The organism is Streptomyces sp. NBC_00289 (assembly GCF_041435115.1).
Lineage (GTDB): Bacteria > Actinomycetota > Actinomycetes > Streptomycetales > Streptomycetaceae > Streptomyces.
Genome location: NZ_CP108046.1, coordinates 10,014,918 through 10,041,503, shown reverse-complemented (window position 1 = coordinate 10,041,503; position 26,586 = coordinate 10,014,918). Strand labels below are relative to the sequence as shown.

Here is a 26,586-nt window from a genome sequence, read left to right as displayed (position 1 = left end):
CATGGTAGGCGCGCAGGGCGGGTACTCAAGGGCGACGGTGGGGGCGTTCGTCCCAGCGATGGGTGGCCCAGGCTCGACGGATCAGGCTACGGATGGTGATGATCGTGTCCGCGAGATCGAAGAAGGCGTTGACGACGGTAGCGCGGCGTTCGTAGCAGCGGGAAAGGCGGTAGAAGGCGTTCTGCCAGGCGTGCGTACGCTCGACATGCCACCGCCGGCTCGCCTGGATCGGCGCCTTCTCACCCTTGTGCGCGATGCGTCCGCGCAGGTCGCGGGCCGCCAGTTCAGCGCGGGTCTTGTCCGAGTCGTAGCCGGCGTCCAGGTGCACCATGATGTCGTTGGGCAGCGGCCCGAGGTCGTCCAGCAGGTCCAGGGTCGGCGAGAGCAGCGGCGAGTCGTGGCGGTTCGCTCCGGCCAGGACCCGGCCGAGCGGGATCCCGTAACCATCCGTCATGCCCGAGCGTTTCAAGCCCTGTTTGCCGCGATCGACCGGTGAGCGCCCGGCGACCTCGCCGCCGCCGGGGGCCTTGGTGATGGAGCCGTCGACGGCGATCTGGTCGAGCACGAGCCCGACGATCCGGTCGTAGGACTCCAGCGTGATCTGCTTGAGTCGGCCAAAGACGCCGAGCCGGATCCATTCGTCGCGGCGGTTGCGGATGGTGGTCGCCGAGCAGGTCGTGTCGGAGATCGCCTGGTAGGAGCAGCCGAACCGCAGGAGTTGCAGCAACTTGTCGAACACGATCCGGTCGCTGATACGGCGCCGGTGGCACCCCAGCGGGTGGGACGGATCGACCGTAGGGCGCTCGGGCAGCAGCGCCGCGAATTGTTCCCAGAGCGGGTCAGTCAGCCATGATGGAAGCACGGGCACAGGTCCCCCCAGTAATCACAGAGCGTCGCAACTCCATGATCACCGGGACCTGTGCCCACCTTGTCGCTGGGGGCTCCCCACGACGTCTATCTGCGCGAGCTCTAAGTCAGTCACGCGGCATCGTGGCTGGACTGGTCCGGCTAGGCCGTCGACTCCTCCCACGTCAGAGCCCAATACGGCCCCAGCGCACCCCTCGCCAGCATGACCGGGTCGGGCGGTAACGGGCCCTGACCCCGGAGTTTGGGCACCGGAGGGACTTGGACTTGGATCTTGATGATCCAGGAGAACGGAGTCCCCGTGGGAATGAAGCACTATCCCGCCGGGTTCAAGGCGGATGCGGTCGCGTTGTACCAGTCGAGGCCGGGAGCGACGATCAAGTCGGTCGCCGCTGATCTCGGGGTGAACACCGAGACGCTGCGGAACTGGATACGGGCTGCCGACGGCCGCCCCGCGGGCTCTCATGTGACGCACCAGGCGGCGGGTCCGGCGGCGTCGACGTCGTTGGAGGCGAAGAATGCGGCGCTGCGCAAGCAGAACGCAGAGCTACGGCAGGAGCGAGAGATCCTGCGCAAGGCCGCAAAGTATTTCGCGGGCGCGACCAACTGGTGAGCAGCCGCTTCCAGTTCGTCGCCGCCCCCGAGCGGTCCGCCCGCCAGGCGGCAGACGCCCGGCTCGCGGCCTGGATACCCACGTCCACCGGGACTCGGACGCGACTTACGGTGTCCCCAGGGTTACTGCCGAACTCCGCGACGGCGGCGGCCAGGCCGTGACCCACGAGCGCGTCGCCCGCGTCATGCGGGCCATCGGGCTCGCTGGAGTGCGTCTGCGGCGCCAGCAGCGCACCACCGTCGCGGACCCGGCCGCGGCGGAGGCCCCGAACCTGATCGGCCGCGATTTCACCGCGCCCGCGGTGAATGAGAAGTACGTCGGCACATCACGTACTTGCCGGTCAGCGGCGCGAAACCGCTCTATCCCGCGACCGTGATCGACCTGTGCTCACGCCGCCTGGCCGGCTGGGCGATCGCGATCACATGCTTCCTAATGTTGTTGTCAAGCTGCCGCAGGCACCGGTGGTGTCACTTCGTAGCACCGTCGATCGCGGATCAACGCCCAGAGGACGTAGACGCGTCGGCGGGCGAGGGCGAGCACGGCCTGAACATGCTTCTTCCCCTCTGCGCGTTTGCGGTCATAAAACTTCCGCGAGTTCGGGTCGAACTGGACGCTGACCAGTGCGGACGTGTAGAAGACACGCGCTGGAGTTTCCGATGGTAAACGATCGGCCGGTGGAGGTTGCCGCTTACCTTGCCCGAGTCGCGAGGTGCGGGGGCGGCCCCGGCGAAAGCCGCCAGGGCGTCCGGGGAGCCGAAGTCGTCCAGGCTGCCGCCGACGGCGGCGAGGAACTCGGCACCCAGGGTCGCGCCGATTCCGGGGACGCTCAGGATGATGTCGGCGAGCTCGTGTTCGCGAAACCGGCCCTCGATGAGCTTGTCCATCTCGCGGATCTGCTCGTTGAGGGCCATCACCTCCTCGGCCAGGGTGTGGACCCACGGCCCCGGAGTGTTCCCTGGATGTGCGGTTTGATCATGTGATGCCGTGGAGCGTGAGGATGGCGCGGGGTGGTGTGGGCGCGTCGCGCGCTGGCGGTGTTGGCCCAGCCGGTTGTTCGAAGGGTGCCCCTGACGATGTCGCTCAGGGTGGCCATGACGGCGGGGGTGTTGCGTGTGTGGGTCTTGCGGGCGTCCTCGCCGAAGACGACGTCCCTGATCCAGTGAGCGTTTTCAGGGTGGCCACTGATCGAGTGATGCAAGGGGATGGCTGGCAGGGCAACGGACGAGGCTCCCAGGCAGTTGAGAGAGGTATCTGACATCTGATCTCGGTTGCCGGGGAGCCCCGTTGATTACGTATCCTGCCGCACTCGACCTCCCGCATGCCCTCGTGGAGACGGTCACGATGCTGATCGTCCTTCGTGAGGGTGACCGCCGGTGCAAGCTCCGTCCGTCCGCGCGTGCGGTTGTCGCGCTCGTGTACTTGCGCCAGCACACCACGCTGGCCCAGATCGCCGCTGGTTTCCGCATCAGCGTCGGGACCGCGCACGCCTATGTCCGCTCCGTGGTGGGCCTGCTGGCGCGCCGGGCTCCGGGGCTGACGCGGGCCCTGCGTGAAGTGAAGGCCCGGGCGGAATACGTGCTGGTGGACGGCACCCTCGCGGAGTGCGACCGGGTCGGTGACGGCCGCGGGGACTACTCGGGAAAGCACCGGCGTCACGGTGTGAACCTGCAGGTCGTCACCGATCCGGACGGCACCATCGTATGGATCTCGAAGGCGCTGCCCGGTCGCACCCACGACCTCACCGCCGCCCGCACCCACCGGATCATCGACACCTGCCGCAGACTCGGTATCCCGGTCCTGGCCGACCTCGGCTACCTCGGTGCCGGCGGCACCATCACCACCCCGATCCGACGTTCTCCCGGCAAAGAACTCAACCGCCGGCAGCTATCGCTGAACAGGGCTCATGCCCGCCTGCGCTACCCGGTCGAGCGCGGCATGGCCCGATTGAAGACCTGGCGGATCTTCCGCAAAGCCCGCTGCAGCCCCACCTGGCTCACCACCGCAGCCAAAGCCGTCCTCACCCTTGAGAGCTACTGCTGAAAATCCTCAGTGCACGGAGTTTTCGATCGTCCAGTGGTCCCGGGCCCAGGAGGCGATCTCGTCGGCACTTGCCTGTTCTGTGGGCAGGTCGGTGATCGCGTAGACCGTCTCTGAGCTCCACTTCTTGGCGCCGAACAGGCGGCGCCTGCGGATGACCTGGCGGGCGTGGGGGGAACAGGAGGCCGCTGACGCTGACGACTTGCAGTTCGCGGATCTCGTCGCGGCCGTGGCCGTGCGCTGTGGAGCGGTGCAGCACCGGGACGTCCTTCCAGGGCAGGGTTTTGAGCTGCTTGGCGAGGTTCTTCTGGTTGCCCTTCACGGTGAACAGGTAGTGCGCGTCGCATTCCTCCACCAGGTAGTGGGCGTGGGCGCGTTTGGCGTGCAGGGCGTCCACTGTGACCACGGTGTCCTTCAGTTCCTCGTCGTCGATCTGCTCCAGCAAGGGCTGGAACTCGGGATCTCGTTGGTCTTGGCGCCGATCTCGCGCGCGGCCACCGTCAGTGCGTCGTCGTGGCGTACTGCGGACAGGAAGTAGATCTGGCTGCCGTCGGGGCGCTTCGCTCCGCGCAGGCACTTTCCGTCCACCACCAAGCGTCGACGCCGCTGCGGCACGGGCGAAAGCCAGTCAGTTACGAGGCAGAGTAGGACAGTCGTGCGCAACGCCTCCTCGTCCAGACGTCACCCGGAAGATAGCGCATCTGAAAGCCCGTTAGCAGACGCTCACCGCTCTGCGTACAGCCTTGAAAACCGTAAGTTTCAACCTGCTCGGAGCGACCCGGCTGTCCCTGAAGCCCCATCCTCTCAGCTGAGCTTCTATGAGCAGCAATTACTCAGGAAATTCGCACCGGTGGACCACATCGTGGATTAAAGGGCAACTGGCTATCGATTAAGTTTCCCGAATTGAACACATTGAATTTTCCGCGACCACTTCGACACGCAATGCACGAGGATGACCACAATGGCAAGGTCACCAGTTTGATGCACTCGCAGATTAGGTAGCTTTCAGTCACCCCTGAATGATCCAAGAATTTTATTTAAACCCTTCACCTATCAGGATCTGCAATGAACAAATCATCGGAAAAAATCTGGCAAGAGGGGGCGGCATGTACGGCTCCAGGTATCGACCCGGATATCTTCTTCCCCTCCAACCAATCCGGTCAGCGCGGCTGGGATGGGCTGGCTAAAAAAGTATGCCATAAATGTAACGTTTCCGAACTCTGTTTCCGTATGGCACTTCGTGAGGGTATCACTGAAGGCATATGGGGCGGACTGAATGGTTGGGAGCGGCATAACGTGGGAGGCCCGCGACCCACCCGCGGCAGACGCCCTACGGTACGTTGAAGTGAATCTGGGCCTGCACATCCCGACGCGACGCCAAAACAGAATTGATTCTGAGCAGGCAAGAACCTTGCTAGGCGATTCGACGGACACGCCACAAGGAAAGCCACTCTGGGTAATAGTGCGGCGACTCAGGATCGCCACACCGTTGATAGTTCTTCTATCGATCTTCTTTATCTTCATACAGATGGCGCGTCCCCTCCCGGCACCTTTCATTACGATGCCACCCGAGCTGCACTACACCTTCGAAGGAAATGCGCCGAACCTGCCCTGGCCCGAAGAGGGCCAAGCCGCAGTGGAGGTGGAAGGTGTTGGCATCATGGGAGTGAATGGAGAGCAGCGTCCTTCACCCATCGCCAGTGTAGCCAAGACAATGACAGCGTATGTGGTTCTGCAGAACCATCCCCTCGCAGGGGAGGCAGAGGGTCCAATGATAGAGGTCGATCAGCAAGCCGAGATCGAGTCCAACGCTGACGGCGAGTCGACCGCGCCGATCAGGAAAGGGCAGGCATTCACTGAAAAGCAGATGCTGCAGTTGTTGTTGATTCCTTCTGCGAACAACGCGGCACGCTTGTTGGCCCGCTGGGACTCCCTGTCCGAGAGGGTGTTCGTGAAAAAAATGAATGCCGCAGCTAAGGCGCTTGGCATGAAAGACACTATATACACGGATCCGAGCGGCCTGAAGGCGACGACACTTTCCACTGCTATTGATCAGTTGAAATTGGCCAAAGCCGTACTGCAGAATGAGGTGTTCCGGGAGATCGTCGACACTACACAGGTCGAAATATCTGACCAGATCGCAACGGTCTACAATAACAATGGCCGCGCACTCCTGGAGCCAGGCGTGAACGGTGTGAAGACTGGTTCGTCGACATCGGCCGGCGGGAACTTGCTGTGGTCTGCGGACACTATAATTGACGGCAGAAGGCACCGGATCGTCGGAGCCGTGTTCGCTATTCACACAGGCGCTAGCGTCAATGCCAAGCTGCAGAGGGCGATCACAGACAGCATAACTCTCATAAGGGCTGCGCAAGATGCCGCCGAATCGGCAAGCATAATCATGAAGGGCGATCTTGTCGGCTACGCAAACGACGGATTCGGCCACAGGGTCCCGCTTATGGCAACCAGGGATCTCAAGGCAGTCGGATGGCCCGGTCTGGAAGTAAAGAGCCGCCTTGAGAGCGACGGCGTCCCACGCTCCGCCCGGGCGGGCACGGTTGTCGGCATGGTGCGCGTCGGGAAAGGTGCTGGCATGGTGACGGCCCCGATCGCACTGCAGGACGCTGTGAGCGAGCCGGATCTGATAGCGAAGCTCATTCACTTCTAACTAACTTGTCCCAGGTGTCCTGACTGTTTCGGTGCCCAGTGTGTTGGGCTGGCCGAAGACGAACCCGTGCCGGCGCGTTCGGCCCAGGGTGTGCGACTGACAGGGCGGGACAGCACGGCGCAGTACCCGGTCCGATCGCATCCGGCCAGGATTACACGGGGTCGCCAGAAGGAAGCCGAGGGGGACGCCGTACGGTGTCCGCAAAGACGAGGAGGTCCGCCCGTCTGCCACTCCCCGCGGTAGTCAGTCGCTCAATCAGATCGTGCGGCTGCCTGGCGGTGACAGTGGCGATGTTGTCGCCGGGCGAAGCTTCGGCCAGTGCCCGCTGCAGCCGGCCGGCATCATTGCGTCCACGGTTCACGGCGGCGTAGAACCCGCCATGGTCCCGGCGATGTCACTACCTGTGCAGTTCGGCAAGCGACCTCACCGGACCGACAGGGCTCGGCCTGCTATTCGCACTCGAGCTGGCATCGACGGATGATCGAACGTGCTGTAGATCGTGGACGGCGCAACGTCGCTCACCGCCAAGTGGGTGTCCGCGCCGAGCGCGTCTTCTCCCGCATGAGGGACTACACGATCCTTGGCGACTGCCATCGGCACGACGACGGCCTCCACCACGCGTCCGTGAAGGAGATAGGTAGCGTTTACTCCTGCGGAGAGGCGCGTGCCGGGCGAACTTAGAGATTAAGTGAGCAATCGCCCAAAATGAGGTAGGTGTGCTATGGCCTCGATGTATTCAGTGACGCCCGTGCGAACACTGGCGGGCGTGGACGTGTTGGAAGCGTTGTCTCAGGCCCTTTTCTGCACTTCCCTTGGTCCGGACCTGTCCTCCAGCGTCGACGAGATACGCAGCTGCGTTCTTCATCAGCTGGGGAGTGATCTGGACGGATCGTGCGCGCGGCACGTCGCCGGAGCGGCTGGTACCGATGCTGCAGGCCATGACCGGCGCATGGCGTGGTGCCGGCAGATGATTCGTCTGGCCTTCTACAGCCAGGCGACGCCCAGGAGTGCATGATCCATCGTAAGCGCTCTACTTGCACACGAACTGTGAGCGGCGACGTTTCCCCACGTTCGCGCAGTACAGGACCTGAGGGAGACAAGGTGTATGCCGAACGCATGAAACGTCAGCGCTCAGCGGGTAACGGGAACGCGTGGCGCTCGCTGGCCCTCATCCTGATCGCCATCGTGGCGCTCACCGGCGGGATGTTCGCCTCCGGGCACACCACTCCGCGCCTCGGCATCGACCTTGCCGGTGGTACGAGCATCACGCTCCGGGCGGTCCCGGAGAAAGGCCAGGAATCCGCGATCAACAAGACCAACATGAACACAGCGGTCGACATCATGAACCGCCGTGTCAATGGTCTTGGTGTCTCGGAGGCCGAGGTTCAGACCCAGGGCGAAGAGAACATCATCGTCAACATCCCCAAGGGCACGAACTCCAAGGAGGCCCGGGACCAGGTCGGTACCACCGCCAAGCTGTACTTCCGCCCGGTGATCGCCACCGAGGTGAGCGGCGGCGCCGCGACGGCCACCCCGTCGCCGAGCGCCTCCAGCAGCGCCTCGGGCAAGGCCACCGACAAGGCGACCGACAAGGCCGGCTCGTCCGCGTCACCCTCCACCTCGGCGTCCCCGTCGGCGTCCGCCAGCACGCAGGGGCGCGCCGTCACCGACGCCCTGAAGGCGGACAGCTCCCCGTCGGCGAGAAGCTCGGCCGCCGCGAGCGGCTCCCCGACCCCCAGCGCCAGCGCCTCCGTCGACCCGGCGACCGCCAAGCTCCAGGCGCAGTACGCGGCGCTGGACTGCAGCAAGAAGTCGGTCCGCAGCACGGCCGGCAAAAACGCCAAGGCCACCGAGCCGACCGTCGCCTGCGGCCAGAACTCGGGCGGCCAGTGGCAGAAGTACGTCCTCGGCGCCGCCGCTGTCGACGGCACGGACGTCAAGAAGGCGCAGGCCGTCTTCAACACGACGACCGCCGCCGGCTGGACGGTCACCATGGAGTTCACGAACAAGGGCAGCAAGAAGTTCGGGGACATCACGGGCGAGCTGGCGAAGAACCAGCAGCCGCAGAACCAGTTCGCGATCGTCCTGGACGGTGAGGTCGTCTCCGACCCGTCCGTCAGCCAGGCGCTCACCGGTGGCAGCGCGGAGATCTCCGGCAGCTTCGGCCAGCAGGAGGCCCAGAGCCTCGCCAACATGCTGTCGTACGGCGCCCTGCCGCTGACCTTCAAGGAGGACAGCGTCACCACGGTGACCGCCGCCCTCGGTGGTGAGCAGCTGCACGCCGGTCTGATCGCGGGCGCGATCGGCCTGGCCCTGGTCGTCATCTACCTGCTGATCTTCTACCGCGGTCTGTCCGTCATCGCGATCCCCTCGCTGCTGGTCTCCGCGGCCCTCACCTACGTGATCATGGCGCTGCTCGGCCCGGCCATCGGCTTCGCGCTGAACCTGCCGGCCGTCTGTGGCGCCATCGTCGCGATCGGTATCACCGCGGACTCGTTCATCGTGTTCTTCGAACGCATCCGGGACGAGATCCGCGAGGGCCGCTCGCTGCGCCCCGCCGTCGAGCGGGCCTGGCCGCGTGCCCGGCGCACCATCCTGGTCTCCGACTTCGTGTCCTTCCTCGCCGCCGCGGTGCTGTTCATCGTCACCGTCGGCAAGGTCCAGGGCTTCGCGTTCACGCTCGGTCTGACCACCGTGCTCGACGTGGTCGTCGTCTTCCTCTTCACCAAGCCGCTGATGACGATCCTCGCCCGCAAGAAGTTCTTCGCGAACGGCCACAAGTTCTCCGGCCTCGACCCGAAGGCACTCGGCGCGAAGCCCCCGCTTCGCCGCACCCGCCGTCCGGCCGCCCCCGTCGACCCGAAGGAGGCGTGAGATGTCGAAGCTCGGCAACCTCGGCGCCCGACTGCACCGCGGCGAGGTCGGCTACGACTTCGTCGGCAACCGCAAGATCTGGTACGGCATCTCGATACTGATCACCATCACGGCCATCCTCGGCCTCGCGGTGCGCGGCCTGAACATGGGCATCGAGTTCCAGGGCGGTGCCGTCTTCACCACCCCGAAGAACATGAGCGTCTCGGTCGCCCAGGCCGAGACGTTCGCGGAGGACGCGTCCGGACACGACGCCATCGTCCAGAAGCTCGGTGACGGCAGCCTGCGCGTCCAGATCGCCGGCATCGACACCGGCAAGTCCGACCAGATCAAGGAGACCCTCGCCAAGGAGCTGAAGGTCGACTCGGAGAACATCAACGCGGACCTGGTCGGCCCCAGCTGGGGCGACCAGATCGCCAACAAGGCCTGGCAGGGCCTGGCGATCTTCATGGTCCTCGTCGTGATCTACCTGGCGATCGCGTTCGAGTGGCGCATGGCGCTCGCGGCCCTCGTCGCCCTGATCCACGACATCACCATCACGGTCGGCATCTACGCCCTCGTCGGCTTCGAGGTCACGCCGGGCACGGTGATCGGTCTGCTGACGATCCTCGGTTACTCGCTCTACGACACGGTCGTCGTCTTCGACAGCCTCAAGGAGCAGACGAAGGACATCACCAAGCAGACCCGCTGGACCTACAGCGACATCGCCAACCGGTCGATCAACAGCACGCTGGTCCGCTCGATCAACACCACCGTGGTCGCGCTGCTGCCGGTCGGCGCCCTGCTGTTCATCGGCGGCGGCGTCCTCGGCGCCGGCATGCTCAACGACATCTCGCTGTCGCTGTTCGTCGGCCTCGCGGCCGGTGCGTACTCCTCGATCTTCATCGCCACGCCGCTCGTCGCCGACCTCAAGGAGCGCGAGCCGCAGATGAAGGCCCTCAGGAAGCGCGTGCTCGCCAAGCGGGCCCAGGCCGCCGCGAAGGGCGAGCCGCTGGAGACCGAGACCGTCGACGAGCCGCTGGACGACGAGCCGGACGACGAGGCGGCCGCGGTCGTCGGCCCGCGTCACCAGCCCGCGTCCCGCAACCGGGGCCGCGGACGGCCTTCGGGGAAGCGCCGATGACCGAGCTCACCGACATCACGGAGCTGCTCCTCAGCCGCATCCACGACGGCGGCCTGCTGGCCACAAGCGGCCGGCGGGGCGAGTACCCAGCCGTCCGTCCCACCCATGTCTTCCGCACCAGCGACTCCACACGATCACGAAGGCTCTCGGCCACTCCAGCGTCCATGGCCCTCCAGGCCCAAGCGGTTGAAGCAGGGCAACCACTCGCCGACCGTCCTTTGGTTGCACTTCAGCTCGTCCCGCGATGGGCACTCGCTACCAAGCCCAGCTCAGCTCGACCATCCGTGCCCGCAGCACCAGATCACGCGGCGCCTTGCGCGCTCTCGACAGCCGTAACACGACCCCTGCCCGTTCTCGTCACGGCTCGACCGTGCCGTAACACCACCGTCCAGCACCGCCCCCAAGCACCCGAACGAGACGAGGACACCGGAAGCGTCCACGGAGCGCGGTACTTGGTGGGCGGCGCCGTTCGCGCTGAGGGCGACCGATCGTCACCACACCCGCCTACCCGCCTCGGTTTGATGACGTCGCACGCTCCGGCCTGAGCGCCAAGAGGTGACACACCTGTAGTCGGTTCAAGCTTCCCGCAGCCGCATGTCCATGGCCGCAGCGGTCTGCTTCAGGTTCGGCGAGTGCAGCCAGCTGATCTACCGTCCTCGTAAGCACGTATTGCTCAAGCTTCCCTGCAGCGGCAAGAGGACCGTGTTGGGTGGAAGGGGCAGGCATACCTAGGCATCAAACGATACCTGGCATCAAACCACCGCTGACTTCCGCGCTCGTCCAGGCAGCAGCGCCGAGGCAGCTGTGGTCTAGGCGCGGTCAGACTATGAGCGCGCGGTGCCGGTTTTCACACTCTGTGAACCACCGACGGCTGCGAGAGACAGCAATGGCCGTAGCCGCAAGCAGTCAGACAGCCGGCCATGGATCTACAGCAGTTAAGAGGCTGACAGACGGCGCGATCCTGCTTGGTGACCGTTGATCCTTCGGGAGGGGACGCCTCGCTCTACACCTCGCTGCGGGCCTACCTGCACCGGATCGGAGTCAGCGGCGGTAGTCCCGCCGAACATGCCCCTCCCCTCCCCCTCAACAACCAACCCGAGCAGCAGTCCGCCCCGTCGAGAGAGGCATTCGAACGGCGAGGTTGCACTCCTGCGCCACTGATCCGCGCCTGAGGCCGTCTTCCGAAGATGCTCAAGAACACAGACCCTCAGGCGAGTACTCAAATCCGGACAAGCCCAAATTGACACACAAAAGGAAAGTCTCTTGAAATTTAATCGGGATCTTTTTGCTCGAATTCTATCACATGTCAATAATGGGCTCTACGCAATTGCATGGTGTCACGGAGTTTACATATACCTGCCTCCTGAAGGTCGGAAAGACATGGAATCGGCATGCCCTCTCTCGCCAGCAGAAGAGCACATATGGAACGCTATCGTAACCGCCGAAAAGTGCTGAGTTAACTCGGCGGTACCGCGCCACATCATGGCGATGCTGGCGAAGTTGCTCAGTGCTCATGGCGACAGATTGACAGGCCGCAGGCCTCGCGCGCGTTGAGGCCATTCCGGCAGGCGATGCTGGTACTGCGCTCATTTTGTGATGCGGGGTGTGTGCACTGCCTGGCGCGCGACGGGTATCTCGCATGGCACCGGCTACCGCTACTTCCGGTGCCGCACGATCCGGGCGACCTGGCGAGCATGGGGAAAGTCCAGGTTTGCGGCGATGGCCCTCGGCGCGGTCGTAATACTGTGCGGTGGCCTTCTGTGCAAACACGGCACACCATCGCCGAGATGCTCTTCGCTCGCTCCCTCCCCTCACCAGGTCTTCCGCCGGAAGCGTCCCACGCAAGGCGATTGCAAAGTCGCGGTGGTCCCCACGTGTGCAGGTTGCGGCGGTGTGACGATGCTGGTCGGGTGCGCGACCGGACGCAACGAAGCTCCGTTGTGGAGGTGGCTTGCCAAGTCGCCGTCACGCGAGGGAGAAGCTCCTATCTCCTGTCAAGCGGCCTGTGCAAGGTTGGTCGGCCTTCGCGATGTTTGTACAGGTCAAGGCCCTGAAGATCTCGCGGGCTTTGTAGCGCTTGGAGGCAGCGGATGATGTCCTTCTTCTGCAGTCCCTGCGCAGTGCGTCGGGCCACGTACTCGCGGGTGCGCCGGTCGTGCTGCATGCGGACGGCCGCGATGCGGTAGAGGGCCGCGTTGGCTGACCGGTTGCCTCCCCGGTTCAGCCGGTGGCGGTCCCGGCGGCCGGAGGAGGCCGGCAGAGGTGCGGCGCCGCACACATGGGCGAAGGCTGCCTCGGAGCGCAGTCGCTCGGGGTTGTCGCCGACTGCAGCCAGGAGGCGGGCGGCGGTCTCGGGGCCGACGCCGTTGACGGCCAGCAGCATCGGCGCGGCCTGAGCCGTCAGTGCGGTCCACTCGGCGTCGTATTCGCTGATTTCACGCCCGAGGTCCTGGTAGCGGCGGGCAAGGCGTCGCAGGGTGAACTTGGCGGCGGTCGGGTCGGCCAGGTCCGGTGTCGGCCGGAGCCTGGCGCACATACTGATCAGGTCTGCTGCCGCCAGACGCGCAGTTGGCCGCGCAAGGTGTCGGGCGCGGTGACCAGGAGGCTGCGGATCTGGTTGACGGCCTGCGTGCGAGCCTTCATGGCCTAGGCGCGGGCGTTGTACAGGACCCGCAAGCCCCCCGGCGGCACCGGTGTGGCTTTTGGGGATGACGCCCGCGCGTCCGGAGGCGACCGCCTCGGCGGCGGCATAGGCGTCGATGGGATCGGACTTGCCCAGCTGGCGGCGCATGCGCCGGTCAGGCCGGTTGATGTCGAACACTTGCAGGCCGGAAGCGGTCAGGACGCGTGCGAGCTGGGTGCCGTAGGAATCCGGTGCCCTAGACACCAACGGCGAGCACGGTCCCGAAGGAGCGAAGCCAGGCCAGCAGGGCGCGATAGCCGTCGCTCGTGGTCGGGAACGGAGCGTCGCCCAGGTGCCGGCCGATGGGGTCGACGACGGCGGCGTGGTGGGTGTCGGCGTGGGTGTCCACGCCTCCCAAGACGTCCGGGCGCTGATCAGCGATGATGGAAGTGCTGTCCTTCCGGGTTGCGAAGAGGGGCAGCACACGCCGGTCGGGCGGCGGACAGAGCAGTGACGGGGGGCTTCTAGCCCAAGCTCCTGACGCGTAAATAGCAGCAGGTCAGGGTGGGGGTAGGCAGGGCTGGGTGCCCGGTGGCTGTGGCGCTCGCCGGGTGTCTGGGTGCGGGTCGGTCAGGCCGCGCCTTCCAGCGGGTTGAGGGTGACGGTGTAGCCGAGCTGATTGAGCGCACTGATCGCGCGGCGGGTGGCGCGTTCGGGGTCGCGCTGGGCGAAGTAGGTGCCGCCGAGCTCGTGGTAGGTGACGTTGTCGGTGAGCATGTGCCAGATCGCGGTGATGATCGAGTGCTCGACGGCGACCAAGGCTCGCATCGGGCCGCGGCGGGCGGTGAGCCGCTTGTAACGGGCCTGCAGGTAGGTGTCCTTGGTTCTCACCGCGCCGAGTGCGGCGAGTCCGAGGGCGCCTTTGAGATAGGGATGCCGGGTCGGACTTTGGTGCTCTTGGTTCGGCCGGCGGACTCGTGGTGGCCTGGGCAGACGCCGGCCCAGGACGCGAGGTGCCTGGCGGAGGCGAACCGGCTCATGTCCCCGCCGGTCTCCGCGATGATCACCTCGGCGACGGCCCGGTTGATCCCGGGGATGGTGTCGAGGAGGTCGAGCGAGGGACGAAAGGGAGCCATCGCCCCCTCGATCCGCTCGTCCAGCTGCCGGATCGCGTCGGTGAGCTGGTCGTAGTGGTCCAGGTGCAGCCGGGCCAGGAAGGCATGGTGGCTGCGGAAGCGTCCGGTCAGCGCCTCGGTCAGCTCGGGGATCTTGTTGCGGAGCTTGCGTTTGGCCAGCTCCGCGAGGACCTGCGGGCCGCGTTCCCCGCCGATGAGGGCTTCGAGCATGGCCCGGCCAGAGACCCCCATGATGTCGGAGGCGACCGCGGACAGCTTGATCCCGGTGTCCTCCAGCAGCTTCTCCAGCCGCTGCACGATCTGGCCGCGCTCGCGGGTCATCTGGGTGCGAGCCCGGGTCAGGTCTCGCAGCTCGCGCACCGGCTGGGGCGGCACGAACGAGGCCCGCACCAGGCCATGCGCACCGAGCTGGGCCAGCCAGGCCGCATCCGAGACGTCCGTCTTGCGGCCGGGCAGGTTCTTGACCTGCCGCGCGTTGACCAGGATCACGTTCAACTCCCCGGCCAGAAGGTAGTAGAAGAGCTTCCAGTAGTCCGACGTCGCCTCGATCACGACCAGGGTGACCTCGGCGGCGAGCAGGTGATCGCGCAGGGCGAGCACCGCGTTCGTCGTCGAACCCCACGTCGTGGTCTCGGTCGCGAAGGCCCCCCGCCGCTTGGTACTCGGGGTGCGGACACACGCCTTGGCATCCTTCTTGCTGATGTCCACACCGGCGCAGCGCTCGTGCAGCACATCCACGTCCCTGTCCCTCCCTCAACGGCCGAGTGGTACGCCGTTCCGGGGGGACCAAGGTGAATCAGGAATTCTGACGCACGTGCTCGCAGCAACACTCCACGGTTCCCGTGGACGGCCCCCAGCACCACGCTGACCTGCGAGCTCACCGGCATCACAGAGCATTCGGTTTCGGCCGGAACGAACCCCACCAGCGTCCCGCAGCGGTATCAGCCCGCGTCAGAGGCAGACGGAAGCACCCCAGCGCGCGCCACAGGATTTACCACGCCCCCGGCGCGCACCGACGGTGCGCTGGACCGCTGACTTGTTCAATCGGCCCCAGATGCTCGGTCTGCAGCCGTAGCGTCCAGGGTGTCGGTCGGCACGGGCCCGCAGTGCTCCTTGCCGCTCTCGGGTTGGCTCACTGATAGCGTGCCGCCGCTGGCTGACACCCGCGCGGTGTGGCTCGACAGAGGCATGAAGGCGACGCAGTGACTTCAAGTCAGGGTGCCCACCGCACTCCCCTTCCTGTCTCATCGAGTGCGGGGGCAGCAGCCTGAGACTCTGATCGGTGTCGATCCCCACAAGTCGTCCCACACCGCCGTCGCCGTCGACACAGCAGGCCACCAGGTGGCCCAGCGCCGGTTCGTCGTCAACGCCGGAACCTTCCGCCAGCTGATGCGCTGGTGCGAGCAGTGGCCTGACCGTCGTTTCGCGGTCGAGGGCGCCGGCGGCCTGGGCCACTCGCTCGCCCAGCAACTGGCGGCCGCGGGCGAGAACGTGGTCGACGTGCCGTCCACGCTGTCGGCCCGGGCCCGGCTGCTGGCCACCGGCGCCGACCGCAAGACCGATGCCAAGGACGCCCTCCACGTCTCCCAGGTCGCCCTCTTCCGCCATGACCTGCGCCCCGTGGTCCAGGAAGACCAGACCACGATCCTGCGGCTGCTGACCGAGCGGCGGGACGACCTGGTCCACGAGCGCACCCGCGTCCTCAACCGACTCCACGCCGTCTTGCGCGATCTCCTGCCCGGCGGAGCACCCAACGGCCTGTCGGCCGACAAGGCTGCCGCCTTGATGAAGGGCATCCGGCCGGTCACGGCCACCGACAACTGCCGCCGGGACATAGCCCGTGACCTCCTGGGCGACCTGCGCAGACTGGACCGGCAGGTCAAGGACAACGAAGCCGAGATGCGCGAGACCATCGCTGCGATCAGCACCACGCTGACCACCCTGCCGGGCCTGGGCACCGTACTGGCCGCGAAGATCCTCGGCCACATCGGGGACATCAGCCGGTTCCCCACCGAGCACCACTTCGCCAGCTACACCGGCAGCGCACCCCTGGATGCCTCCAGCGGCAACAACGAACGGCACCGGCTCAACACCGGCGGAAACCGCGCGCTGAACTCGGTGCTGCACACCATCGCCGTCTGCCAGATCCGCGACGGCGGGCGCGGGCAGGACTACTACCTCTGCAAAATCAGTGAGGGGAAGACGCCTTCGGAGGCCCGCAGGGCTCTCAAGCGACGCCTGTCCAACGTGGTCTACCGGATCATGAAACGCGACCAACGGAACCACCTCGCTCAAGCCGCTTGACACACAGAGGCGCTATCAGGTCACGAGCGCCCGATCGGCTGTGTGCGTGGTAGCCCTCCGCAGCGAGTCGACAGTTCTCCGACATGACAGCCCTTGGGCGTCAGCTTCGATGTGGGTCAGACCCGGCGGAGGACCACGGCACCATCATCACTGCTCCGATGTGCCGCCAGTCTGCCACCGTCGGTCTGGTCAAGTCGCCCAGCCGTCGGCACTGTGCGATCGGCCCGCTGGCCGAGCGGCTGCGGGCACTGGCCGATCCGCGGTGCCGGCGCGGGAAGCGTCACCCCTTTGCGGCAGTGCTGCTGATCGCCTGCTCCGCCGTGGTGATTGATGCGACGAGTTTCGTGACGGTCAGCCGGTGGGCGGCCGAGGCCCCGCAGGATGTCCTAGCCCGGCTCGGTGCCCATACCGCGACCGCCCGTCTACGTCATCACCGACCTGACCAGCCGTCAGGCCTCCCCCGAACAAATCGCAACGATCTTGGGGCACACTGGGTGACCGAAAACAGGCTCCACTTCGTCCGGGACATCGCCTTCCGCGAGGACGCCTCCACGATCCGCACCGGGCACAGCCCGGAAAACATGGCTACCCTCCGCAGCTTCGCCATCAACCACCCCTCGACACCACACCAACACCGCCGGACTCCGCCCCGCAGCCCTCCGCCTCTACGAGCGGCCACTGTCCCTCCTCGACCTCAACCGACCTGCACCCGCGATCAAAGGCTTTTGCAATCGCCCTGGCGTCCCACGTGGCCGAATGTCTCGCCGGAGTCCTATCCCGATGCAAGGAAATGAGTATCGAATACTCCGCGCTCTGCCGGTTGACAGGGTAAGATTATGGGTGAAATGGGACCACGCCGACACGCAAAGGGCGACTGAATGGAGCCCATGTGAGCGGAGGAGCGCTGATGCCTTCCTCGGGCCAGGACGAGACGAAAGGCTTGCCTTCCCGGCGCCGAGTGAATGTTGCATTCGTGAGTGCTGCTGGAACAGGCGGGGCGATGCTGCGCCTGCAGTAACGGTACCAAGTTCGTAAAACCTGATGTGCGAAAAGGTGATGACCCCCGACGGGGATCATCCTTGCTTCCGGTTGATCAATACCGAAAGGTGGTGGAACGGTTCTGAATGCAATGGGGCTGGTCCTTACTCGGGACGAAAACGGTGCTATGCAAGCATTCAGTGCGGTATGCAGTCATGCAGGGCGCATGGTCTTGGACGTCTCGGATTGAACGATTAACTGCGGCTGTCACGGTAGCCGATTCGATTCAGTCTCAGGTAAACCAGTATCCGGGCCGGCGCAGACACCTCCTGAACGCGTGTTCGTGCGGATCGCTTGCGATCTGACCTCCACGCGAAAACATGGGCCCCGGCGTGATTCTCCGTGAAATTGTGCGAGAACCAGCTTGCCCTGACCGTCAGGTCATTCACGAGCTGTGCGTAAGTCAATGCACCGCCCCACCGTTTACATTCAATGTTGCGTTCGTGGCTACGGGTAGTAAGTAAATTGAGATAGGTCGGTGCCACCACCTTCCGAGTCCTCCTGGCCGCCTTGACGGCGCGCTTTGGTTCAGGAAAGTCGGATGGAATGAAGCTCACCTTCATGCTGACGCACTTTTCCATCTATGACGGTTGTACGCCAAGTGCAATTCCGGCGCCGGCCAAGGCACGAGCGAGGGGACGTATCAACCCGACCCCATGGCAATACCGGACCGGGCGAGGCGCATGCGGCGGAACCTGTGGAGTCTACATGCGAATGTTAAGTGTCAGGACACATTCCGACGAATCCTTGCAGCGAATAGACCGATCGGTGAGGCAGCTATTTCAAGATGAGTCCTATCCAGTACCCGTAGCCACATGCAAGGTAACCCGGCTGAACTACTGCCAGTTGGGATCCGCGCCAGCGGAATGGAGATGCTCCTATAGAGGAGTGCACAAATCAGCCACAAAGGATCACAGAGCGAATCAAATGAATACGAGCACTAATCGGATTGATCAGCTCCCTGCGCAGGATGGAGCGCTGGTGGAAGGTCTGTACCGGGAACATGGTACGGCTCTATTCCGATTCATCGCAGGCCTGACGGGCGGGGACCGGCAACTGGCTGAGGATGTGGTACAGGAAACACTCTTGCGTGCATGGAAGCACGCCGAGCGACTTTGCGCTATGGAATCTGCGAGCATAAGGCCGTGGCTGATCACGGTGGCTCGCCGACTCGTCATCGACGCGCATCGCGCGCGGACGGCCCGGCCTCGTGAAACCGATGCTTCCGCGCTAGAAGTACTGCCCGGACCGGATGAGATGAGTCAGGCACTGGAAACCATGACGGTCTCCGACGCGCTTGACACACTCAGTCCGTTTCACCGAGAGGCCTTGGTGGAGACGTATCTTAAAGGACGCACCATCGCTCAGGCCTCCGCTCACCTCGGAGTGCCGGCAAGCACGCTGAAATCCCGTATCTATTACGCGTCGCACGCCATGCGCTTGGCGCTGCAGGAACGAGACCAGAAGGAGGGGCCAGGGCGATGACTGCAACACCTAAGCGACATCAGGATGTGGCCGCCTACGTCCTGGGAGTCTTGGAAGGCGCCGACAGTGATGCATTCGAAGCGCACCTGGCCTGCTGTCCTAGATGTACAGAAGAGGCCGAGCAATTGGGCCCAGCTGCACAGCGCCTGAGCATCCTCGGTCACCCAATCAGCAGTGAGTTCACTGATGCAGCTACCCCCCACCGAGGTCCCATCAGGTCACTCGGCGAGCGACAATTGCCGCTCGCCGCCGCGACGGCTGGCCCCAGAATGCTGCAGAATCTTTTGGAGACAACGGCAGCGGACAGGCGCCGCACGCGGCGGCGGTGTCTGGTGATCGTGGCGGCCGCAGCATCCGCTATCGCCGCCTTCAGTCTTTCTCTCACATCTGAACCAGCTAGCAGGCCTCCTGCCGCCCATGGTTCAGCACCTGCACTCGCCGGACAACAACACACCGCAGCCGATGCAGCTACCGGCGTGCGCGCTGCAGTGGGCCTGCAAGCCCGCAGTTGGGGTACCTCTATTACTCTCCGGATCACTGGTGTTGAAGGTCCCGAACGCTGCACCCTAATGGCCATCGACACCGAGGGGCGCGCCCACTCGATCGGCGCGTGGCAGGTATCCGCTCCTACGAACGGGATCCACGATGATCCTGATCCGCTCACCTTGATGGCCTCGACGGATCTCACTCCAAGCGCACTGAAAAGCTTCGAAGTTCGTACTCTTTCAGGCCAGCGACTCGTCGATGTTCCGATCTGAGCAGCAGTTCTGGGCTGGTTGGAAGAGATCCGGCATGTTGTTTTGCGTGCTACGGGTACCTAGTAGAGCTTGGTCAGCTTCACTCGTGGGTGGCGTGTCCGCTGGTCCGTGAGGGTCGTTGAGGTGGTGTGGCACCTGAGGAGATGGCCTCGGTCCGGGAGGACCTGGAGGCGTTCGCGGCGGAGTTGTTCGACGGGTTCTTCCGTGCGGATCAGCGGCGGTGGGGGCAGGCGTACGTGCGCGGATTGTTGCTGGACGGGCGGCGTAAGTCGGTGGAGCCGATGGCGGCCCGACTGGGTGAGGACGGTAATCGTCAGGCGCTGGCGCATTTCATCACCTCCAGTCCGTGGGATCCGGCGCATGTGCGGGCCCGGCTGGCCTGGCGGATGCACGAGGCGATCGGTCCAGAGGCATTGATCGTCGATGACACCGGCTTTTTGAAGGACGGGGATGCCTCGGCGTGTGTGTCACGGCAGTACACCGGCACCGCGGGCAAGGTCACCAAGTGCCAGGTGGGGGTTTCGCTGCATCTGGCGCGCGAGAGGGCCTCGGCGGCGGTGAACTGGCGGCTGTTCCTGCCCGCGTCCTGGGATCCCGACTCGCCGGAGGCGGACCCGGACAAGGTCGCCCGCCGCAGTCGCTGCGGCATCCCCGACCGGGTGGGGCATGTCGAGAAGTGGCAGCTGGCCCTGGACATGATCGACGAGAGCCGGTCGTGGGGCATCGACATCCCCCTGGTCGTCGCGGACGCCGGATACGGGGACGCCGCCGCCTTCCGCCACGGTCTGGAAGAACGCAACCTGCCCTATGCGGTGGGCATTTCCTCCCGCCACACCGCCCATCCGGCCGACGCCCGGCCCGTCCAGCCCGCCTATGCGGGAACCGGCCGGCCACCGAGAATGCAGTATCCCGAGCCTGCGCAGACCGTGAAAGACCTGGTCATCGCGGCCGGGAGGACGGCCACGAGGCCGGTGTCCTGGCGGGAAGGCTCCCGCCCGGGCAAAGGAATCAGCGGCTTCAAACGCATCTACTCGCGGTTCGTGGCTCTGCGCATCCGCCCGGCCGGACGCGGCGTCCGCCAGGCCACCGACGGTCCTGAACTGCCCGAACGCTGGCTGCTGGCCGAATGGCCGGCCACCGAACCCGAACCCGTGCAGTTCTGGCTCTCCAGCCTGCCCTCCGGCATGCCACTGGCGCCCCTGGTGAGGCTGGCCAAGCTCCGCTGGCGCATCGAGCACGACTACCGCGAGATGAAACAGGCCCTGGGACTGGCCCACTTCGAAGGCCGCACCTGGGGCGGCTGGCACCACCACGTCACCCTCGTCTCCGCCGCCCACGCCTTCTGCACCCTGCAACGACTGGCACGAGACCCAAAAGACGCGGCGCAAGTCTGAACCTCTACCAAGTCGTCCGAGAACTCCAGACACTTCTCGCCGCCTGGACCGGTGCTTGCCCCACCTGCCACCGCGACATACCCACACCGATACGGACCTGACCAAGCCCTACTAGTGCTGGATCAGGCAACGTTCGCCCTGTTCACGACCTCGCGGAGGCGTTCGTCGGGGGCGTGCTTGTTCCGCCAGATGATGTAGCGGCGGATCATGCTTCCCTGCTCTTTGTGGCTGGCATGGTCGGTGCCGTCCAGTGCGAAGTAGCGCAGGGCGGTGAACTGGGCCTCGATCCGGTTGAGCCAGGAGCTGTTGGTCGGGGTGTAGGCGATCTTCACGTTGTTCGCCGCCGCCCACGTCGCGACCCGCTGGCAGCGCTTCGTCGTCAGGTGCGGGGAGTAGTTGATGCCCCTATGGTTCGTCAAGCCGCCAGGGTGGGTGGAAGTGGCAGTGGAGCAGAGGTGATGGCACGGTGGATCTCGCGGGCGACGTACCTCTTTAGGCAGCGGATGACTTCGCGCTTTGTCTTGCCTTCCGCGGTCCGTCGCTGCAGGTAGGCGCGGGAGCGTTCCTCCCAGCGCAGGCGGGAGAGGACTCTGCGGTAGAGGGCTGCGTTGGCCTGCCGGTTGCCCCCGCGGTTCAGGCGACGGCGCTGGCTCTTACCGGAGGAGCGTTCGACGGGACTGACTCCACACAGGGCGGCGAAGGATGCCTCGTCGCGGAGACGGTCATGGTTATCACCTGCGGCTATGAGCAGGATGGCCGCGCTGTCCGGGCCGACTCCGGTCAGCTGAATCAGCTGTGGGTTGTGGGCCTGGATGATGGCAGTGATCCGGCGGGTGAGGGTGGTGGCCTCGGCGGTCAGCTGTTTGATGCGGTGGGCCAGCACATGCAAGGCTTGGTGTATTGCGCTGGCTTGGGGATCGAGGGCGGCGCAGGCCGTGAAGAGCCTTGGATTCGAGAGCCCGGCGAGGGACTCGCGCAGCCGTGATGGTGCGCTGACCAGGAGCGCTTTGAGCTGGTTGATGGCCTGAGTCCTGTTGCGGACCGCGGAATCCTTGACGACCTTCAGGACGCGAAGATCCTCCACCGGCCCGTTCTTGCTCTTCGGGGTGCTGGTGGCACGGCCGCCCAGGACGGCCCTGGCTGCTGCTTCGGCGTCGACCGCGTCGGTCTTGCCCGAGCGTCGTCGCGCCGCGCGGTCCGGCCGGTTGACCTCGATGACCTCTATGCCCTCAGCCGCTAGGTGCCGGGCCAGCCCGGCACCGTACGAGCCGGTCCCCTCCACACCGGCCTACTCAACGGTCCCCAACCTGCCTGCCCAGGACAGGAGTTCGTCGTAGCCCTCTGCCGTGGCGGGGAAGTCGTGCGTTCCCAGGAGGGCCCCAAGAACGCTGACGACAGCCGCAACATGCACGTCCTTATGAGTGTCCACGCCGAGCACCACCCGCGGAGTGGGCGGGCGGCTGCGTGCTGCTGCTGTTGTGCGGCATGCTGAGGGCGGTCATTCGTCTCTCTCGATCGCTTCGAAACGGATGGCCACCGCCGGACCGTTCGGGCGGTCAGGACTGTGAGGGTGCCTGTCGCGAAGGCCCCTATCGGGACACACCCACCGGGCCGGCGGCAGCGAGCACCGCACGGGCCGTGACCGACAGATCAATCTACGAGACACCGTGGTCAGTCACAGACCGGGTCAGGCCACGACCCGTGCGGAACCCCACCAGTCTCACAGTCACAGACGATCGCAATGCGCACGTCCGTGGGATGCAGCGAGCGCAGATAGCGGCAGAACTCCAGGAACTTCGACCTGTTCTTGGTCTTCTTGACGTGCCCGTAGAGCTGGTCCTTGGCCAGGTCGTAGGCGGCGAACAGGTGGCGGACCCCGTGCGGGCGGGTGTAGGTCGCCCGGCGCCGAGGGCGGGGCCCGCGGTCGGGGTCCTTGTGCCGGCCGCCGCGTTCGGCCCACTGCCGGCCGGGGTGGGGCTGCAGGTTGAGCGGTCCGAACTCGTCCATGCAGAAGACGACTTCGGGCTCGCCGTCCTCGGGTATGACCTCGCCGTCGGCGATCGCGTATAGATGCTCGACGCGGGCCTTCTTGGCCTCGTAGTCCGGGTCGCGGGAGGCCTTCCAGGTCTTCACGCGTTGAAACGAGACGCCCTCCTCTCGGAGCAGGACCCGAAGGCCCTCGTGGCTGATGTCGTCGACCACCCCCTCAGCGACCAGGAAGTCGGCCAGTTTGGCCAGGCTCCAGGTCGAGAACGGCAGGCCGTGCTCGGCCGGCTTGGACTTGGTGATCTTCTTGATCTCCCGGCGTTCCGGGAGGGTGAAGGTTCTGGGCCTGCCGCCCTTGTACTTCGGGTAGAGCGCCTCGAAGCCGTCCGCGTTGAAGTTGTGGATCACATCCCGGACCCGGTCCGGGCTGGTGAACGTCACCTCGGCGATCTTCGCCACAGGCATGCTCTGAGCGGATAACAGCACCATCTGGGCCCGCCGCCAGGTCACCACCGAACCGGTGCCCCTGCGGATGATCCGCAGCAGCCGCCTGCCCTCGTCGTCATCAATCTCCCGGACCTGCACCCGTTCAGCCACGTCATCATTCTGGCCGTCCGATGCCGCCCGACGCAGCAACCGAGCGCTGCATCACGGCAGGGCGAACGTTGCCTGATGCGGCACTAGTAGACTGTCGCGCCTTAATTTCTCTGTGTTGTTGGGTAGAGGTGGCGCAGTTTCACGCGTGCGTCGTCGGTGGTGAAGTGCCAGTCGACTTGGCGCTGGTTGCTGTTGGTGTACTGCTGCCAGGCGGCGAGTTCGGTGTTGAGCACGGCGAGGTCGTGGATGCGGCGGTCCAGGCACTGGCGGGTGAGTGCGGACAACTCGATCTCGGCGATGTTGAGCCAGGAACCGTGTTTGGGTGTGTGGTGGATCTCCAGGCGCTGGGCGAGCGCGAAGGCCCTCGCCGGGTCGAACGCCTCATAGAGCGAGGCTGTGGTGTGGGTGTTGAGGTTGTCCATGACCAGCACGACCGTGGCGGCGTCGGGGTAGTCCACGGTCAGCAGGTGCTCGACCTGGTGCGCCCAGTCGACCCTGGTCCGGCGGGACTGCGCGTCCACGCGCCGCCATCCGCGCAGCGGCTCGACCCAGCAGAAGATCGAGCAGGTCCCCGAGCGGACGTACTCGTTGTCCTCGCGCCGGTCACGGCCCGGCCGTGCGGGAAGCGGATCGCGGACGTGACCGAGCAGCTGGTACGGCTTCTCATCCATGCACACCACCGGGCGCGCCGGATCGAAGGGTCGGCGGTAGACCGCCAGGACGTCCTCCATCGCCGCGGCGAAAGCCGCATTCGCAGCCGGCGGGATGGTCCAGCACTTCTTCACATGAGGACGCAATTCCGTTTTTTAACACCCGGCCGATCGTGGAGTGGTCCAGGTCCGGGATGTCCTCGACCAGCGCGACGTGCTTCTCCAGCAGGCGCAGCGACCACCTGGCGTGTCCCTTGGGCGGCGTCGAGCAGGCCAGTGCGATCAACCGCGCCTCGACCTCGCCGGTCACTGCGGAGGGTACCGGCGGGAGTGCGCGTGCCTTCCGGCCGACCGTGGCCCACACATCACCACCGGTCTCCGCGTACCGCTTCGAGATCAGGCGGACCGTATCGCACGAGACCCCGACCCGGTCCGCGATCACCACCCGCGGAGCGACCGCGCCGGCCGAGGTGTCCAACGCGAGCAGCACCCGCGCCCGCCTGATCATCGACGCGCTGCGGACCCCCGTCGTCGTCACGCGCTCCAAAGCCCGACGATCTTCGGCACACAACGCGACCGGATACTTCTTCTGCGAGGACACGGCACCCCTGCCCGGCCGAACGGAAGCGACAAGTGACGCTCGCTCGGCCAACTCCACCAACCAGGAAGACACTTAGTCGCGACAGTCTACTAGCCTCATCTTTCTTGACGGTCCGCCAACGGAGTCGGTGGACCGTTTCGCTTCTGTAGCTGACGGGCAGGCCGAGGACCTGTGTCGTCTCGGGTGGCCGCCGGGTTCCACTGCTCCGGTCTGGACTGGGTTCTTCGTAGGGGGTTGCCCAGCCGCGGAGAACAGGCGCAACCGCACGCGGCGGGGCTCCCAGAGGCGGGCCTGGCTAGGCAGGGCGAGCATGGGCATCCAGGCCAGCAGGTCGAGAGGGATCTGGACGATTTCGAGCCACGTCCCGGACGGTGTCCTCGTCGGCCTGCACTAGACGATCAAGTCCTATGTGGTCAGTGGTCGTATGCGATGAGTGATCGGGTGAGCGGGAAGCCGGTCTTGTGGTTGTGCCAGATCGCGCTCGCCAGGGCGAGGACGCGCTGGGCGACGCGGACGGCGACGCCCTCGAAGGTCCGTCCGCCGTGTTGTTCCAGGTCAAGCTGGCCCTTGGGAGTGTCGTTGACCGAATCGATCAGCTGCCGTACCGATTTCAGCAGGCTCTCGCCCTTGCGTCTCTTCTCCCGTTTGAACGACGGGCGCAGGAACTCGATGCCGCGCATGGCGAGGTCGTTCTCGAACTCTTTGGAGGCGAAGCCCTTGTCGGAGATCAGCAGCAGGCCGGGCCGGTCGGCAACCAGGTCTGCGGAGGTCGAGCATGGCCTGGAGGACTTCCCGTTCGTCGAGTTTCGGTTTGGCCAGGGCCCACAGGATCGGCATCCGGGTCGGGGTGCACACCAGGTACAGGCGCAGGCCCCAGAAGGACCTCGAGTGCGAGGCGCAGTACCCGTATCCGGCCCAGCCGGCCAGGTCCGAGCGCTTCACCGTCGGTCTGGACCGGCCGCATTCCGTATGGTGCGCTTGACCAGCGGTAACGCGGCCCGAAGCCGCTTGTTCTACCCGGACTGCTGCGGTACGTAAGGGAACATCGCCCTGAGACGGACATTGATGAACCGCAGCCACCGGGCCTCCGAGGTGAACCCCAGCATCGCTTGCGCAACGGCCAGGCACACCAGTTCCGGATCCGTCAGCTGCGGCGGCCGGCCCATCCACCGCACGTCCCCGGTCTCGTCGTCGATCTTCACGTAAAGTGCCGTCAGCAGGGTGTCCATGTCATTCGTCACAGAACGATCTTGGACACTCCGTCCGCATGCCCGGACACCGCCCCAGACATAGGACTTGATCGTCTAGTTGGGCGATTACCGACACCCGGTTTCCACGGCCGGGGCCGGCATCATCGCCCGCCGATAGCGCGGGGCCTGGGCCGGCCCGCGCTGGTGAGTCTTCAGCTCGTCCAGTGCGGTCTCGATCTCCCACCGTTCATGGGAGAGGGCGGCCAGGGTGGTGGGTGAACCGGGCCGGGTTCGGTGGAGACTTGCTTACGAGGGAAGATCGCGTCTATGCCGAGGCAGTACCCGAAGGAAGTGCGTGAGCGGGCGGTTCGTCTGGTCGTGGAGCATCTGGCGGAGTATCCGTCAGTGTGGGAGGCCTGCAGGGCGATCGCGCCGAAGCTGGACGTGGGCGCGGGGAGCCTGCGCAAGTGGGTCCGCCAGGCCCAGACGGATACCGGCGAGCGGTCCGGGTGACCACGGACATGGCGGAGGAAACCCCCGCCGGCTGCGGGGGCGGGGTGCCTGTTGAGTCGGCACGGAGCGCGGTGCCGGTGTTGCCACCGGTCCGTTTCTCCGTGCCGCTCGCCGAACCCTGCGTACCCGTCTCCG

Annotated in this window: 20 protein-coding genes and 6 pseudogenes; 14 read left to right on the top strand and 12 right to left on the bottom strand. The window is 65.4% G+C overall.

Going from position 1 to position 26,586, the window contains the following annotated elements; all coding sequences use genetic code 11:
* Positions 1-25 precede the first annotated feature (25 nt).
* Positions 26-868, bottom strand: coding sequence for an IS5 family transposase (locus tag OG985_RS45625; RefSeq protein WP_331718633.1), 843 nt, complete (start codon positions 866-868; stop codon positions 26-28).
* 303 nt (positions 869-1,171) lie between these two features.
* On the opposite strand from OG985_RS45625, the gene OG985_RS45620 reads away from it, so the two are divergent.
* Positions 1,172-1,477 carry a transposase gene (locus OG985_RS45620; protein ID WP_371666705.1) on the top strand — a complete coding sequence of 102 codons (306 nt, stop codon included), beginning with the start codon at positions 1,172-1,174 and terminating at the stop codon, positions 1,475-1,477.
* Complete coding sequence (locus OG985_RS45615; RefSeq protein WP_371666706.1) at positions 1,383-1,853, top strand: IS3 family transposase; 471 nt, start codon at positions 1,383-1,385, stop codon at positions 1,851-1,853. Before OG985_RS45620 ends, OG985_RS45615 begins: the two co-directional genes overlap by 95 nt.
* Before the next feature lie 65 nt (positions 1,854-1,918).
* On the opposite strand, the pseudogene OG985_RS45610 reads toward OG985_RS45615, so the two are convergent.
* Positions 1,919-2,445 (bottom strand): annotated as a pseudogene (locus tag OG985_RS45610) (transposase); the annotation flags it as partial.
* A gap of 316 nt (positions 2,446-2,761) precedes the next feature.
* Here OG985_RS45610 and OG985_RS45605 point away from each other — a divergent pair.
* Positions 2,762-3,517, top strand: a complete 756-nt coding sequence (locus tag OG985_RS45605; protein ID WP_371666485.1) for a transposase family protein — start codon at positions 2,762-2,764, stop codon at positions 3,515-3,517.
* A gap of 9 nt (positions 3,518-3,526) precedes the next feature.
* Here OG985_RS45605 and OG985_RS45600 read toward each other — a convergent pair.
* Positions 3,527-4,132 (bottom strand): annotated as a pseudogene (locus OG985_RS45600) (ISAs1 family transposase); the annotation flags it as partial.
* 447 nt (positions 4,133-4,579) lie between these two features.
* Here OG985_RS45600 and OG985_RS45595 point away from each other — a divergent pair.
* The 5 genes from OG985_RS45595 to secF all read left to right on the top strand — a co-directional run bounded on the left by OG985_RS45595 (position 4,580) and on the right by secF (position 10,176).
* On the top strand, positions 4,580-4,858 hold the full coding sequence (locus tag OG985_RS45595; RefSeq protein WP_371666707.1) for a WhiB family transcriptional regulator: 279 nt from the start codon (positions 4,580-4,582) through the stop codon (positions 4,856-4,858).
* Between the two features lies 1 nt (position 4,859).
* Positions 4,860-6,182: a D-alanyl-D-alanine carboxypeptidase family protein gene (locus OG985_RS45590; RefSeq protein ID WP_371666708.1), complete on the top strand. Its 1,323-nt coding sequence runs from the start codon at positions 4,860-4,862 to the stop codon at positions 6,180-6,182.
* A gap of 766 nt (positions 6,183-6,948) precedes the next feature.
* Positions 6,949-7,197, top strand: a complete 249-nt coding sequence (locus OG985_RS45585; RefSeq protein ID WP_371666709.1) for a hypothetical protein — start codon at positions 6,949-6,951, stop codon at positions 7,195-7,197.
* 101 nt (positions 7,198-7,298) lie between these two features.
* Positions 7,299-9,056 (top strand): protein translocase subunit SecD, encoded by a 1,758-nt coding sequence (gene secD, locus OG985_RS45580; RefSeq protein WP_371666710.1) that lies wholly within the window; start codon positions 7,299-7,301, stop codon positions 9,054-9,056.
* Between the two features lies 1 nt (position 9,057).
* Positions 9,058-10,176 carry a protein translocase subunit SecF gene (gene secF / locus OG985_RS45575; protein ID WP_371666711.1) on the top strand — a complete coding sequence of 373 codons (1,119 nt, stop codon included), beginning with the start codon at positions 9,058-9,060 and terminating at the stop codon, positions 10,174-10,176.
* 1,984 nt (positions 10,177-12,160) lie between these two features.
* Here secF and OG985_RS45570 read toward each other — a convergent pair.
* From OG985_RS45570 to OG985_RS45560, 3 genes and pseudogenes are all read right to left on the bottom strand, one after another.
* Positions 12,161-12,997 (bottom strand): transposase, encoded by an 837-nt coding sequence (locus OG985_RS45570; protein WP_371666712.1) that lies wholly within the window; start codon positions 12,995-12,997, stop codon positions 12,161-12,163.
* 58 nt (positions 12,998-13,055) lie between these two features.
* Positions 13,056-13,208, bottom strand: a complete 153-nt coding sequence (locus OG985_RS45565) for a transposase (protein ID WP_371666713.1) — start codon at positions 13,206-13,208, stop codon at positions 13,056-13,058.
* 221 nt (positions 13,209-13,429) lie between these two features.
* Positions 13,430-14,673 (bottom strand): annotated as a pseudogene (locus OG985_RS45560) (IS110 family transposase).
* Between the two features lie 480 nt (positions 14,674-15,153).
* Here OG985_RS45560 and OG985_RS45555 point away from each other — a divergent pair.
* The 5 genes from OG985_RS45555 (at position 15,154) to OG985_RS45535 (ending at position 20,914) form a co-directional block, all read left to right on the top strand.
* Positions 15,154-16,239 carry an IS110 family transposase gene (locus OG985_RS45555; protein WP_371666715.1) on the top strand — a complete coding sequence of 362 codons (1,086 nt, stop codon included), beginning with the start codon at positions 15,154-15,156 and terminating at the stop codon, positions 16,237-16,239.
* Positions 16,240-16,322: 83 nt separating this feature from the next.
* Positions 16,323-17,033, top strand: coding sequence for a transposase family protein (locus tag OG985_RS45550; RefSeq protein WP_371674169.1), 711 nt, complete (start codon positions 16,323-16,325; stop codon positions 17,031-17,033).
* Positions 17,034-18,204: 1,171 nt separating this feature from the next.
* The gene (locus tag OG985_RS45545) at positions 18,205-18,762 is read left to right on the top strand and encodes a sigma-70 family RNA polymerase sigma factor (protein ID WP_371666717.1); all 558 of its coding nucleotides are present in this window, start codon (positions 18,205-18,207) and stop codon (positions 18,760-18,762) included.
* A complete protein-coding gene (locus OG985_RS45540; protein ID WP_371666718.1) occupies positions 18,759-19,520 on the top strand; it encodes an anti-sigma factor in 762 nt (253 codons plus the stop codon). Before OG985_RS45545 ends, OG985_RS45540 begins: the two co-directional genes overlap by 4 nt.
* Positions 19,521-19,663: 143 nt before the next feature.
* The gene (locus OG985_RS45535; RefSeq protein ID WP_371674244.1) at positions 19,664-20,914 is read left to right on the top strand and encodes an IS701 family transposase; all 1,251 of its coding nucleotides are present in this window, start codon (positions 19,664-19,666) and stop codon (positions 20,912-20,914) included.
* Between the two features lie 122 nt (positions 20,915-21,036).
* Here the strand turns inward: OG985_RS45535 and OG985_RS45530 are convergent.
* The 6 genes and pseudogenes from OG985_RS45530 to OG985_RS45505 form a co-directional block, all read right to left on the bottom strand.
* Positions 21,037-21,312 (bottom strand): annotated as a pseudogene (locus tag OG985_RS45530) (transposase); the annotation flags it as partial.
* Positions 21,313-21,329: 17 nt separating this feature from the next.
* Positions 21,330-22,196 carry an IS110 family transposase gene (locus OG985_RS45525; protein WP_371666719.1) on the bottom strand — a complete coding sequence of 289 codons (867 nt, stop codon included), beginning with the start codon at positions 22,194-22,196 and terminating at the stop codon, positions 21,330-21,332.
* A 443-nt stretch (positions 22,197-22,639) separates the two neighbouring features.
* Positions 22,640-23,497, bottom strand: a pseudogene (locus tag OG985_RS45520) (IS630 family transposase); the annotation flags it as partial.
* A gap of 101 nt (positions 23,498-23,598) precedes the next feature.
* Entirely contained in the window at positions 23,599-24,264 is a 666-nt protein-coding gene (locus tag OG985_RS45515) for an IS630 family transposase (protein ID WP_371674695.1), read from the bottom strand.
* Positions 24,161-24,685, bottom strand: coding sequence for a helix-turn-helix domain-containing protein (locus OG985_RS45510; RefSeq protein WP_371674165.1), 525 nt, complete (start codon positions 24,683-24,685; stop codon positions 24,161-24,163). The genes OG985_RS45515 and OG985_RS45510 overlap by 104 nt, the downstream gene beginning before the upstream one ends.
* Positions 24,686-25,161: 476 nt before the next feature.
* Positions 25,162-25,989: pseudogene (locus OG985_RS45505) on the bottom strand (IS982 family transposase).
* Between the two features lie 276 nt (positions 25,990-26,265).
* On the opposite strand from OG985_RS45505, the gene OG985_RS45500 reads away from it, so the two are divergent.
* The gene (locus OG985_RS45500) at positions 26,266-26,451 is read left to right on the top strand and encodes a transposase (protein WP_371666722.1); all 186 of its coding nucleotides are present in this window, start codon (positions 26,266-26,268) and stop codon (positions 26,449-26,451) included.
* Positions 26,452-26,586: the final 135 nt, after the last annotated feature.

Coding starts and splice junctions, on each gene's coding strand:
- OG985_RS45620 (WP_371666705.1), top strand. CDS start 1,172: ATGAAGCACTATCCCGCCGGGTTCAAGGCGGATGCGGTCGCGTTGTAC.
- OG985_RS45615 (WP_371666706.1), top strand. CDS start 1,383: ATGCGGCGCTGCGCAAGCAGAACGCAGAGCTACGGCAGGAGCGAGAGA.
- OG985_RS45595 (WP_371666707.1), top strand. CDS start 4,580: ATGAACAAATCATCGGAAAAAATCTGGCAAGAGGGGGCGGCATGTACG.
- secD (WP_371666710.1), top strand. CDS start 7,299: ATGAAACGTCAGCGCTCAGCGGGTAACGGGAACGCGTGGCGCTCGCTG.
- secF (WP_371666711.1), top strand. CDS start 9,058: ATGTCGAAGCTCGGCAACCTCGGCGCCCGACTGCACCGCGGCGAGGTC.
- OG985_RS45550 (WP_371674169.1), top strand. CDS start 16,323: ATGACAGCCCTTGGGCGTCAGCTTCGATGTGGGTCAGACCCGGCGGAG.
- OG985_RS45545 (WP_371666717.1), top strand. CDS start 18,205: ATGAATACGAGCACTAATCGGATTGATCAGCTCCCTGCGCAGGATGGA.
- OG985_RS45540 (WP_371666718.1), top strand. CDS start 18,759: ATGACTGCAACACCTAAGCGACATCAGGATGTGGCCGCCTACGTCCTG.
- OG985_RS45535 (WP_371674244.1), top strand. CDS start 19,664: ATGGCCTCGGTCCGGGAGGACCTGGAGGCGTTCGCGGCGGAGTTGTTC.
- OG985_RS45500 (WP_371666722.1), top strand. CDS start 26,266: ATGCCGAGGCAGTACCCGAAGGAAGTGCGTGAGCGGGCGGTTCGTCTG.